The 11443-nt window shown below is 56.6% G+C and carries 9 protein-coding genes; 2 read left to right on the top strand and 7 right to left on the bottom strand.

What is annotated here, in order from left to right:
• Positions 1-190 precede the first annotated feature (190 nt).
• From BLL36_RS29685 to BLL36_RS29655, 7 genes are all read right to left on the bottom strand, one after another.
• The gene (locus tag BLL36_RS29685) at positions 191-1681 is read right to left on the bottom strand and encodes an aldehyde dehydrogenase (protein WP_076955145.1); all 1491 of its coding nucleotides are present in this window, start codon (positions 1679-1681) and stop codon (positions 191-193) included.
• A gap of 1 nt (position 1682) precedes the next feature.
• Positions 1683-2585 carry a dihydrodipicolinate synthase family protein gene (locus BLL36_RS29680; protein WP_076955144.1) on the bottom strand — a complete coding sequence of 301 codons (903 nt, stop codon included), beginning with the start codon at positions 2583-2585 and terminating at the stop codon, positions 1683-1685.
• A 91-nt stretch (positions 2586-2676) separates the two neighbouring features.
• Positions 2677-3996, bottom strand: coding sequence for an NAD(P)/FAD-dependent oxidoreductase (locus tag BLL36_RS29675; RefSeq protein ID WP_076955143.1), 1320 nt, complete (start codon positions 3994-3996; stop codon positions 2677-2679).
• A 142-nt stretch (positions 3997-4138) separates the two neighbouring features.
• A complete protein-coding gene (locus tag BLL36_RS29670) occupies positions 4139-5212 on the bottom strand; it encodes a GlxA family transcriptional regulator (RefSeq protein WP_231998967.1) in 1074 nt (357 codons plus the stop codon).
• 95 nt (positions 5213-5307) lie between these two features.
• Positions 5308-6333: a glycine betaine/L-proline ABC transporter substrate-binding protein ProX gene (gene proX, locus BLL36_RS29665; RefSeq protein ID WP_076955142.1), complete on the bottom strand. Its 1026-nt coding sequence runs from the start codon at positions 6331-6333 to the stop codon at positions 5308-5310.
• A 41-nt stretch (positions 6334-6374) separates the two neighbouring features.
• Positions 6375-7328, bottom strand: coding sequence for a glycine betaine/L-proline ABC transporter permease ProW (gene proW, locus BLL36_RS29660; RefSeq protein ID WP_076955141.1), 954 nt, complete (start codon positions 7326-7328; stop codon positions 6375-6377).
• Between the two features lie 45 nt (positions 7329-7373).
• A complete protein-coding gene (locus BLL36_RS29655) occupies positions 7374-8408 on the bottom strand; it encodes a quaternary amine ABC transporter ATP-binding protein (RefSeq protein WP_076955140.1) in 1035 nt (344 codons plus the stop codon).
• Positions 8409-8773: 365 nt separating this feature from the next.
• On the opposite strand from BLL36_RS29655, the gene BLL36_RS29650 reads away from it, so the two are divergent.
• Both BLL36_RS29650 and BLL36_RS29645 read left to right on the top strand, forming a co-directional pair.
• Positions 8774-9730, top strand: a complete 957-nt coding sequence (locus BLL36_RS29650) for a LysR substrate-binding domain-containing protein (protein ID WP_076955139.1) — start codon at positions 8774-8776, stop codon at positions 9728-9730.
• A 130-nt stretch (positions 9731-9860) separates the two neighbouring features.
• Positions 9861-11234, top strand: coding sequence for an MmgE/PrpD family protein (locus BLL36_RS29645; RefSeq protein ID WP_076955138.1), 1374 nt, complete (start codon positions 9861-9863; stop codon positions 11232-11234).
• The last annotated feature ends 209 nt before the right edge of the window (positions 11235-11443 follow it).

Genomic DNA, 11443 nt, shown 5'->3' with positions numbered 1-11443 from the left:
AGTGCCGAAATTGATGGAGTTGATGGGCTGAAAGGCCCTTTTTTTCTTCAAGTCCGCAAAAACAAATGCCCCGACAAGTCGGGGCATTTGTTTTTAGCCGGTGCAGGCTGCGTTTTCACACAGCCTGCGTTTGGCGGGTTTTTTCGTTTGTGGCCTTATCTTCTGTTGCAGCCCAACGCTCGCCCAATACTCAGGAGGCGTCGATCCAGATGGTTTTCAGCTCGGTGTACTGGTCGTGTGCCCAGATGGACTTGTCCCGGCCGCCGAAACCCGACTCCTTGTAGCCGCCGAAAGGCGTGGATGCGTCACCCTCGCCAAAGCAGTTCACCGTCACGATGCCGGCACGGATGCCGCGCGACAGCTTCAGTGCGTTGCGCAGGTTGCCGGTATAGGCCGATGCCGCCAGGCCGTAGGCGGTATCGTTGGCCAACTCGATGGCTTCGTCGATCGAGCTGAACGTGGTGACGCTGAGGACCGGGCCGAAAATTTCCTCCTGGAACAAACGACTGTCACGCCCGACTCCATCCAGAATGGTCGGTTCGACGAAAATATCGGCGATGGTATTGCCGCCCGCCAGCACAGCCAGGTTTTCATTCTTCGCATGTTCGATATACGAGCGGACCTTTTCAAAATGCGCCTTGCTGATCATCGAGCCCAGGCGATTGTCCGGGTCGAGGGGATCACCCATTTTCCAGTCCTTCAGATGCACCTGGATACGCTCAAGCAACGCCTCCTTGATGTCGGCATGGACGATCAGGCGCGAAGACGCCGAGCAGTTTTCGCCCATGTTCCAGAAGGCACCGTTCACGACGTGCTGCGCAACCTGGTCAAGGTCCTCGGCATCGTTCATCACCACTGCAGGGTTTTTACCACCGCACTCCAGCACGATGCGCTTGAGGTTTGATTCGCTGGAATACTTGAGGAAGAGCCGCCCGGTGTCGGTCGAACCGGTAAAGCTGACCATCGCAACATCACCATGCCGGCCCAATGGCTCGCCAGCCTCCTTGCCCCCACCCGGCACCACGTTGAACACGCCGGCGGGAATACCGGCCTGATACGCCAACTCGGCGACACGCAGCGCGCTCAGGGTAGTTTCCTTCGCCGGCTTGACCACGATTGAGCAACCCGCAGCCAACGACGGGCCGATTTTCCAGGCGAGCATCAACAGCGGGAAATTCCACGGCAGCACCAGGCCGACCACACCGATAGGCTCACGCACGACCATTGTCACGGCACCCGAACCGACCGGCGCGGTGGCGTCGTAGATCTTGTCGATCAGCTCGGCGTGCCAACGCAATGTGTTGATCGTTTCCGGCACATCAACGGTCTGGCACTCGCGGATAGGCTTGCCGCTATCCAGGCTTTCGAGCACGGCCAGTTCATGCGCGCTGTCTTCCAGTAGTTGGGCAAAACGCAGCAGGATACTTTTACGTGCGGCCGGTGAAAGGCCTTGCCAGCGTGCATCCTCAAACGCGGCCTTGGCCGCAGCCACAGCCTCGTCTACATCCTGGGCGTCACACGCGGCAATCTCAGCCAGCACGTCGCCAGTGGCCGGGTTGGTCGTGGTGAATGTGCGACCGGATCTGGCGGCCCGAAACTCGCCGTTGATAAATGCATGGGTGCGAAATTCAAGCGTGCCAGCCAATTCACGGTAGGCTTCTTTACTCAGCAAGTCGGCCATTTCATGCTCCTCCAACGATGTGCGCAACGTTTTGCTTGAGTGTCTGGATCACGGCCTTGAGCTCATGCTTTTCAGATTCTTCCAACGCCTGCAAGGGCGCACGTACGCCACCGCTGCGCAAGCCGCTCAACTCACTGCCCTGCTTGATCGATTGCACAAACTTACCGCCTTCGAGGAAGTCCATCAGTGGCAGCAGGGCCGTCATGATGCGGCGTCCTTTGTCGAAGTCTTTTTCAATCACGCAGGCTTCATACAGCGCGACGTGTTCACGGGGAATGAAATTGGAGCCGGCGCACACCCAACTGCGCGCGCCCCAGGCGAAGAACTCCAGGGCCTGGTCATCCCAGCCGCACGAAATCTGGATCGAAGGATGCGCGCTGGCCAGGCGATGCAGGCGGTTCATTTCCCCCGAGCTTTCCTTGATCGCTTCGATATTCTTGCACTGCGAAATCGCTTCGAAGAACTCATCGCCCATGGCAACTCCCATACGCGCCGGGTAGTTGTAGAGCATGATCGGCAGGCCCGCAGCCTTATCCACGGCCAGCACATGCGCGGCGATTTCTTTCTGGGTCGGCAACGCGTAAGGCGGCGAACCTACGAGGATCGCGTCCGCTTTGATGGCCTTGGCGTGCTCGGCGAAATAGACCGAGTCCTCAGTCCTGATACCGCCCGTGCCGACTACCAGTGGCAGATGATTGTGCAGGACGCTCTTTGCACGCTCCGCCACGGCCAAGCGCTCTGCAGGCGTATGGGCGTAATACTCGCCCGTGGAGCCGCCAATGATGACGCCATGCACCTTGGACTCGATCAGGTACTCAAGCACTTCATCAAAGGCCGAATAATCTATTTGGCCATCCGAAGAAAGCGGAGTAATCGCGGGGGTAAAGATGCCGTCAAAGTTCATGGTTCGTTCTCCAGTGGTTCCAATGTTTAGTGCTAGTGCCTGTTAAACAACGCACTCAATCGCGGTTAATGACACGCCTGTCTGATTGAAGTCAGCTCTCTCGCCCAGCACGAAACTGCCCCCATTTGAGGTTCGCATTGACACCCAAAGAGAGAAACGGCTCAGGCGGATTGCTGTTAGGCCCGGGGGCGTTCAAAAGAAAATCAATAGATTCACGGCGTTGACCTGCGAGCCAATCGGCAAGTAATTGCCCGGTGACTGTGCCGCGGGTCACACCCAGGCCGTTGCAGCCCAGGGCGCCATAAACGTTAGGCGCCAACTCGCCAAAGAAGCCGTTGTGGTTGCGGGTCATGGCCAGTGCGCCGCCCCATGTATATTCGAAATTCACATGGGGCAGCATGGGGAAGCGTTTATCGAACGACGCTCTATGACGTCGTTCGAAACGGTCGTTATAGCGGCAGTCACTGCGTCCGTCCGGATTGAAACTGAAGCTGTTCCTGATGAGTATGCGGTTATCTGGAGTACGCCTTACGGTGGTACCAAACGGATCCGCCGGGATGGCGCCCCAAAAAGGTTTACCGCCCAGTTGCGCCTGCTCTTCTTGCGTCAGTTGTCGAGTGATACTGCCGTAGGTATAGATGGGCAGCATACGGCCCTGAAGAAAACCAAAACGCATGCCAAAGGAATTGTTGGCCAAGATCAGATTGTCGGCGGTAATACTTCCGTTGGCATGTTTCAATACGGTTTTCGCACCGTATTCCACCTCCAGAATCGGCGTGCGCTCATACAAGGTCACATTCGCCGGCAAATGGTCGGCGAGCCCCTTTACCAGCGCCGAGGGCTGAAGCAAAACGGCGCCCGGCGTGAACAAGGCCTTGCGGTAGAAGTGCGTGCCTAAATGACTGGGCAATTCATCCTGCTCAATCATCTGATAGGGCTGATCCAACTTGTCCAACCCACGCCGATAAGCGTCGAGTACTGCGATACCCCGGTCTTCCACTGCGGCCTGGTACTTGCCACAGGCTTTCATCTGGCAATCGATGCCGTGTTGATCGACCAGGTCGCGCAGGATGGATTGCCCTGCCAGATTCAGTTTCAGGCTGGTTTTGGCGAGGCTGATATCACCGATGTAATCCTCAGCGCCGATATCATGGGGAAGGTCAATGGCGAAGCCGGCGTTTCTGCCGGATGGCCCCAGCCCTATTTCCTGCGCCTCAACCAGTACGACCTCGTCATGCGGAAAATTCAACGCAAGTTGCCGCGCGGCAGCCAGCCCGGTAAATCCCGCGCCTATAACGACCCAACGGGCGGTACTGTGGCCTTGGTGGGCAGGTCTGGGTTCACGTCGCCGGCTTAAATGAAACCAGCCACAGCTATTATCGTCGGCAGGTAACGAGGTAACTTTCATAATAGTATGACCGTAAAGTTAAACATCCAAGCGAACCCAATACACACCTGGCGCAGGTGTGGCAGTCACTCAACAACTGACAAAGCGAAACGGTGGGCGCGGCGCAACAGCAACCCTTGCCTGACTCAAGTTTTTTAAACCCGGCTTAAAAACCTGCTGCAATGGCATAGCGTTCCGAACCGCCGAAATCGCTGGAACAATAGTTATCCCTGAATGCCATTGGCGGCAGTCCAAACAAATCCTTGAAGCGCTTATAAAAATGCGGGTAGCTGACAAAACCCGTAGCCAATGCCACGTCTGTCAACGATCGATTACTTTGCATAATCAATTGCCTGGCGCGGGTAAGGCGAAGTTCCAAGTAATAACGGTTGGGTGCCGCATTCAAGTAGCGCGCAAAACGTCTTTCCAGTTGTCGACGCGAAACCCCTACATGGCTGGCGATCTCGTCGATTTCCAAGGGTTCCTCGATGTGATTTTCCATCAGCGAAACCGCTACGTTGAGCGGACGAGGAATCGGCCTGGCCAGGACCGTCGGCCCAGGCGGCACATCATTGACCTGCAGCCTCTTGGGTTGATGTACCCGTCTGATTTCATCGACCAAGTCAGCATCGCGCCGGGTACTCAGGTTTTGCATGATCGCCAGCACCATGTCCAACGCAGAAGAAGCCCCCGCGCACGTTGCGCGGCGATGGGCGAAGGTGTGCTCAGCCTCCACCGTTTTAACCTGGGGGAAGTATTCGTTCATCAACGCACAACTGTCGGTATGGCAGGCGCAGTCCTGGTCGTCGAGCAAGCCCGCATCCGCCAGATAAAACGCCGCATTCCACACGCCGGCGACGATGCCTTTGCCACCTGCCGTTTTCTTTAACGCGCGTCGAACGGTCGGGTGGCTGGACAGCCTTACGCGTTGGCCACCGACCACCACCACGGCATCGTGATTGATGGTCTCAACGTTCAACCGCTGCGATGACAGCGGTATGCCAATATCACTTTCAACCAGGCCGCCCAACAGCGAATACGTTGATACTTTGTAGACGGTATTACTGTTGATCAGGTTGCCGGTGGCCAGCGCGTCCATCGCTGTCGACAGTGCGGTCAAGGAAAAGTGATCGAGCAAAATGAACGCGACGCGCACTACTTTTTCATTACCGGTCGAGTCGGTAGTTTGCCAAAATCCGATGTTCTGGAACTTCAATGCGCTTTGGAAGGTACCCATCATCTTCGCCACCTGATCACGCTATTACATAAAACACATGCAGCCGGCTCCGTGTACGGCCAACTTCAATCGAAGCTGACCGTACGTTTCATCATTACTTATTGCTTGGCGGCGGCGCGTGCATCGCTCAACCAGCCATCGTATTGCGCCTGGTGAGCCTTGATCCATTCGGCCGCATGGCGCTTGATATCAGCCAGTGATTTTTCACCCTTTTGCATGCGCAGGTTCTGTGCACTTTCGTCATCGGTGGTGATACTGACTTCTGACAGGAACTTGCGAGCCACCGGGTTTTCCTCGGCGAACTCTTTATTCATCACAGCGTTGACGGTGTCCACTGGGAAGCCCAGGTTTTTGCCTTGATAAAAAGTGTCTTTACTCTCCTTACCATCGGGCAACGAGGTGAACGGGACTGGCAGCCAAACCACGTCACGCCCTTCCACCAGCACGCTGGAAATCCATTGCGGTACCCAAGTGAAATACAGCACAGGTTTACCTTGCTGGAACCTGGCGATGGTGTCCGCCATCAACGCAAAGTAGGAGCCCCGGTTGTCCACCACAGTCGGGCCCAAGCCGTACGCCTTCATGTGGTGCTCAACCATCACTTCACAACCCCAGCCCGGGTTGCAGCCGGTGAGGTCCGCCTTGCCATCGCCATTGGCATCGAACAGCTTGGCGATCTCCGGTTTCTTCAAGTCCGAGAGGTCCTTGATGTTGTAGGCCTCGGCTGTCTTCTTGTCGATCATGTAGCCTTGCAGCACACCCTTCATGACCGGCCCGACTTTCACCATCGTGTCGTCGCCACCGGCTTTCTGATAAAACGCGGCGTGCAGGTTTTCCCATTCGTGCACGGTGAAATCCGCGTCGCCGTAGGAGAGCGCCAGGAACATCGCCGGGTAATCCACTTCCTTGGGCGCCTTTACGTCGTAGCCAAGGTCCTTCAACCCTGCAATCGCCACCTCGCCGCGAAAACGCTCTTCGGCAATGGTCGGAAAAATAGGCGTGATGGAAACACCGTCACCCGGCTTGTTTGCATCAGCGGCATACACTGCCGAACACGCAGTCGCGCCCAACAAAGACGCGATCAAAGTTGCAACTACGGTGTGCTTAAGGTTTGCAAGTTTCATATTTCACCACGCTTGATTTTATAGTAGGTGAGCAGACGTGCTTAATGAGTCACTGGGTGTATTACGTTCTTGTTCTTTTTGAGTTTTATCACTAGCCCAACCGGGCCGGTTTCGTACCAGCGCTGGCCTGTCGCCAGATCACTGCTGCGTTCACCCATCGCTTGCGTCAAGCGATCAAGGAAGACCGCCAGGAGTACCAGGCCCGCACCGCCGACGCTGGCCAGGCCCATGTCCAACCGGCCGATACCGCTCAACACCATCAAGCCAAGCCCGCCGACAGAGATCATTGACGCCACGACCACCATTGAAAGGGACAGCATCAGCGTCTGGTTCAAGCCGGCCATCATGGTCGGTGCGGCAAGGGGCAACTGGACCTTTAAAAGCATCTGGGTAGCCGTGCAACCAAACGCGCGCGCGGCCTCGACTTTATCTGCCGGTACTTGGCGGATGCCCAAGTTGGTCAGGCGCACCAACGGCGCCACCGAGAAAATAATCGTCACAATGACGCCGGGGACGTTACCGATGCCAAACAACATCACCACCGGCACTAAATAGACAAAGGCCGGCAGTGTTTGCATTGCATCCAGCACCGGGCGAACGATCACTTCCATCCGGTCGCTTCGGGCACAGAGGATGCCCAGGGGAATACCGATGACCGCGCAAAACAGCAGCGATGTGAGCACCAGGGCCAGGGTGACCATGGCATCGGCCCACACGCCGATCAGGCCTAGACCGGTCAGCGTAGCGATGCTGAAGATTGCAATGCGTTTACCGCCTATCTGCCAACTGATCAATCCGGCAATAATAATGAATACCGTCGGGGGCACGGAAAGCAGGCCCCACTGAATACCATCCAGTACTTGGTCAACTGGCCACCGAATCGAACGAAAGACTTCCCGAAAGTTATGCACCAGGTAAGTAAGCGCGCCTTCGACCCAAGCACCCAATGGAACAGTGAAACTCTGGAACGGGTCCAGATAATTAAAGTCCGACATGATGTTTCCTCACCCTCAGAACTTGAGACTGCTCTGATTATTAAATTAACTATTATTCAGGCAGCTCAGAAGATGGCCTTGCGAAATCGAACCTTTGTACAGGCCAACCTCATCCACCACCGGCATAGGCGTCACCGACGCGGCAACGATATGAAGAATTTCCCTGAGCGAAGCTTCTGCTTTTAGAGGGGTGTGACGACCTGGCTCATAAACGATGCTGGCGTCTTGTTGCGCAATATCGCCGGCCTTGAGGATTCGACTGGTATCAAAGCCGTTGAAGAAGTCGCGGACGTAGTTATTGATGGGGTTACACAACAACTCACGGGGCGTGCCAATCTGCACCACCCGTCCGCCTTCCATGATCGCGATGCGATGCCCGATCCGGACAGCTTCTTCAATATCGTGGGAAATAAAGATGATGGTGCGGTTTTGCTCGGCTTGCAGCTTGATCAATTCGCCCTGCATCTCGCTGCGAATCATCGGGTCAAGTGCGGAAAACGCCTCGTCCATCAGCAGGATCGCGGGATCATTGGCCAGGGCTCTGGCCAGCCCGACACGTTGTTGCATACCGCCGGACAGTTGATGGGGAAAGCTGAACTCCTGGCCTGCAAGCCCAACCTGCGCCAATGCGCCCATGGCGCGACAGTACCGCTCTTTTTCGGCGACGCCGCTGATTTCCAGGCCAAAGCTGACGTTGTCGATGACGCTCATGTGCGGCATGAGGGCAAAAGATTGGAAGACCATACCCATGTCTTTCCTGCGCACTTGCAGGAGGTCTTTGTCCGCCAACCCGGTAATTTCCTTGCCGTTGAGGAAGATCGAGCCGCTGGTGGGCTCGATCAGGCGATTGAACAAACGCACCATGGTGGATTTACCGGACCCCGACAGGCCCATGATTACAAAGATCTCGCCACGGCGGACCGAGAAGTTCGCATCGAAGACGCCAATGGCTTGCCCGGTCTTTTTAAATACTTCCTCTTTAGAGGCGCCCTCACCCAACATCTTCATCGCAAGATCCGGCTGAGTACCGAATAGCTTATAGACATTCTTGACGGAAATGATTTCGTCGAAATTAGTCATACCTTGCCCCTTCGTGTTCAGCACGATTCGCATTAAGCGATGCGCAAACGATCGAAATTAGTTTTAAACGGCAGTGGTTATGAATAGAGAGTTTCACGACGGGTTTCCTTTTATTATTTTTGGCCCCTAGGAAAGAGGGACGTTTCAAATTTATTAGTAAGCCCCTGTCAAAGCCAACTACATTTACAGGGCGCATTGGATAACGTCGGGTTATGGATCGCGTAAAAATGCCCGCATTTGTCCCCGCGTCAACCAGGTGCGACCCGTTATGTCTCAAAAACGACCCCGGCAGCGCTGTTACCGCTTGGCTTCAGGTACCCTCGCGTCGCTTCGCCGGGCAGCGGCTGCATTAGGAGAAGGTAAGGATGTCAAAGCACGTCGACCCTGACAGCATTCTGCTGAAAATGCCGTCCTTGAGGGCTGTGAAGGCTTTCGTCGCGGCCGCCAAGTACGAAAGTTTCACCCTCGGCGCCGAGGCGCTGTGTGTGTCGCAGGCGGCTATCAGCCGGCAAATTCGCGAGCTGGAAGGCTATCTGGGCGCCCAACTGTTCACCCGTGCCGGGCGTACGGTCGAACTGACGCCCGCCGGCGCGGTGTTCTTTGATGCCGCACAACTGTCGTTCGTGAACATCGCACAGGCGGCCGAAAGAATCCGCAGCACCCAGTCGCCGAAAAAAATGCTGACCATCTGCTGCTCGCCTGCATTCTCCGCACTGTGGCTGTCGGCCCACTTGCCAGAGTTCATCCAACAATACCCCGGCATCGAGCTGAACCTGGTCACGACGCAGAACTTCCTGACCATGGAGCCTGGGGTTCAACCGGATATTTTCATTACCAAGATGGCCCGCATCCGGGACGATTATAAAAGTTACCCGCTGTGCCATGACGTTATTTACCCGGTTTGCAGCCCGCAGTTCCTGGAGCAACACCCCGAAATCTCGACCCTTGAAGGCCTCAGAAACTCGACCCTGCTTAACCTCAGCCCCTACGGCCGGTCGCAGGTGGCGGAGCATGTGGACTGGGGCGTCTGGTTTGCCTTCCAGTCGGTGGACATTGACGATCGCCCTAAAGACAGCCCGCAAATCTTCAATGCCAATGACTACAACCTGCTGATCAGCATGGTGCTGACCCATCAGGGCATCGCCCTGGGATGGAACCATCTGGTGGTGCGCCTGGTGGAGCGCGGGGTGCTGGTGCGGCCGATCCCACAGCAGGTACAGCTGCGCAATAGTTCGCACTACCTCAGCTGCCGGGAGAACGCCGAGAACGAACATGAGCTGCGCCAGTTTCGGGAGTGGCTCCTGTCCAAGTTCCCCCGCTGATACGGCCTGCCTCGGCAGCGCGATTGCTATTTTTGTTATCGATTGCCCTACGAAAATGTTGCTGGAGCGGTAAGCCCTCGCTGGGTCATCGTGCAGCGACACAATAATGATTTCGCAGGGAATACCCAGGATGTCACTGTTCGAATTTTGTCGTGATTTCGAGTTCCAGCAAGCCCCCGCCCACACCCGGTCAATACTTAAAAACAGTCTGTTGGATATCGTCGGGGTCATGGCAGGTGCAGCCTGCAACGACACCAGCAAAACGATGCGACGTTTCGCCCTGCTGCACTATCCCGGCGGTACCTACACTAGCCGACTCCCGTTCGATGGCCAGCGCGTCAGTGTGCTCGGCGCAGCCTGGGCCGGCGGGTTTTGCGCAGACAGCCTGGACGCCCACGAAGGCCACTTCAAATCCAAGGGGCACGCCGGCGCAACCGTCGTTCCGGCATTGCTGGCTCTGGCCGACGCGCTGCACCATAACGGCCAGCCTATCAGCGGGCGCACGTTCCTGACGGCGCTGTGCATTGGCTATGAAACCGCCCTGCGCGCCGGCACTGCATTGATGGCGACCTCACCCACTTATCATGCCTCCGGCGGTTTTTCCGCGATTGGCGTGGTGTGCGCCGGTGCCCGGCTGCTCGGGTTCGATGAGCCGACATTTCGCCACGCGTTGGGCATTGCCGAGTATTTCAGCGCACGTTGCCCAATGATGCGCGTGGTGCTGTCACCCACAATGTTGCGTGATGCCCATGGCGCTGGCGCCTACGTTGGCTTGAACGCACTGTTGATGGCGCAGGCGGGCATGACCGGCGCACCTGCAGAAACAGTGGAGGACCACAGCGTGGCAGTGCACTGGGCCGACATTGGCCAGCGCTGGGAAATAGACAGCCAGTACTTCAAGCCGTGGCCTGTGTGCCGATGGGCGCAGCCCGCCTTGACCGCGATGCTGGAAATACAACGCCAGCATCCACAACTCAACGCTGACGCGATCGAAACGATCTGCGTGGAAACGTTCTACGAATCTATGTGCCTGCAGGGCCATGCACCCCGCAACGCGGACGAAGCCCAATACGCCTTGGCGTTTCCACTGGCGGCACTCATTGTCAGGGGCAAGCTGGGGCCTGCCGAAGTCACCGGTGATTCAATCACCGCACCGGATATCCTGTCGCTCAGTGCGCGTATCGAAATCCACGAAGCGGCGGATATTTCCGCGCGTTTCCCGGAGGAAATCCTGTCCAGGCTTACCCTCACTTTGAAAGAGGGCACCCGCATCGTCAGCCCGGTCACCGCCGCGAAAGGCGATCCGGAAACCGCAATGACGGCAGATGAGCTGGACAGGAAATTTGATTTGTTTTGTACCCGGCTGGGCGTTGAAAGAAGTCGCGCTGTAAAACTGGCGATTCACTCGCTTGAACATTCGCCCTCAGCCATCGCGACACTGGCGCCGATATTTTCAACCGGCTCATCTGATGGATACATGGGTATCTACACAACTTCCAGTTGACCAATCTCCCTGTGGGAGCTGTCGAGCTTTAGCGAGGCTGCGAAAGCGGTGGGCCAGGCGAAAAAAATGCCAGCAGTGCCGGCGCCTTCGCAGCCTCGCTGGGGCTCGACAGCTCCCACATTTTGAACCGAGTTCGACATCAATACCGGTCGGCTCTAAGGCCGCCGCGCTTTGTTTTTGATCTTGATCTGAGGCGCCCCGTTAACCAC

The sequence above is a fragment of the Pseudomonas cedrina subsp. cedrina genome (assembly GCF_001983175.1).
In the GTDB taxonomy this organism is placed as follows: domain Bacteria; phylum Pseudomonadota; class Gammaproteobacteria; order Pseudomonadales; family Pseudomonadaceae; genus Aquipseudomonas; species Aquipseudomonas cedrina.
This window is presented reverse-complemented; position numbering and strand designations above follow the sequence as displayed.

Bases quoted from the DNA above. Each gene is read 5' to 3' on its own strand.
- BLL36_RS29685 (WP_076955145.1), bottom strand. From the start codon at position 1,681: ATGGCCGACTTGCTGAGTAAAGAAGCCTACCGTGAATTGGCTGGCACG.
- BLL36_RS29680 (WP_076955144.1), bottom strand. From the start codon at position 2,585: ATGAACTTTGACGGCATCTTTACCCCCGCGATTACTCCGCTTTCTTCG.
- BLL36_RS29670 (WP_231998967.1), bottom strand. From the start codon at position 5,212: ATGATGGGTACCTTCCAAAGCGCATTGAAGTTCCAGAACATCGGATTT.
- proX (WP_076955142.1), bottom strand. From the start codon at position 6,333: ATGAAACTTGCAAACCTTAAGCACACCGTAGTTGCAACTTTGATCGCG.
- proW (WP_076955141.1), bottom strand. From the start codon at position 7,328: ATGTCGGACTTTAATTATCTGGACCCGTTCCAGAGTTTCACTGTTCCA.
- BLL36_RS29655 (WP_076955140.1), bottom strand. From the start codon at position 8,408: ATGACTAATTTCGACGAAATCATTTCCGTCAAGAATGTCTATAAGCTA.
- BLL36_RS29650 (WP_076955139.1), top strand. From the start codon at position 8,774: ATGTCAAAGCACGTCGACCCTGACAGCATTCTGCTGAAAATGCCGTCC.
- BLL36_RS29645 (WP_076955138.1), top strand. From the start codon at position 9,861: ATGTCACTGTTCGAATTTTGTCGTGATTTCGAGTTCCAGCAAGCCCCC.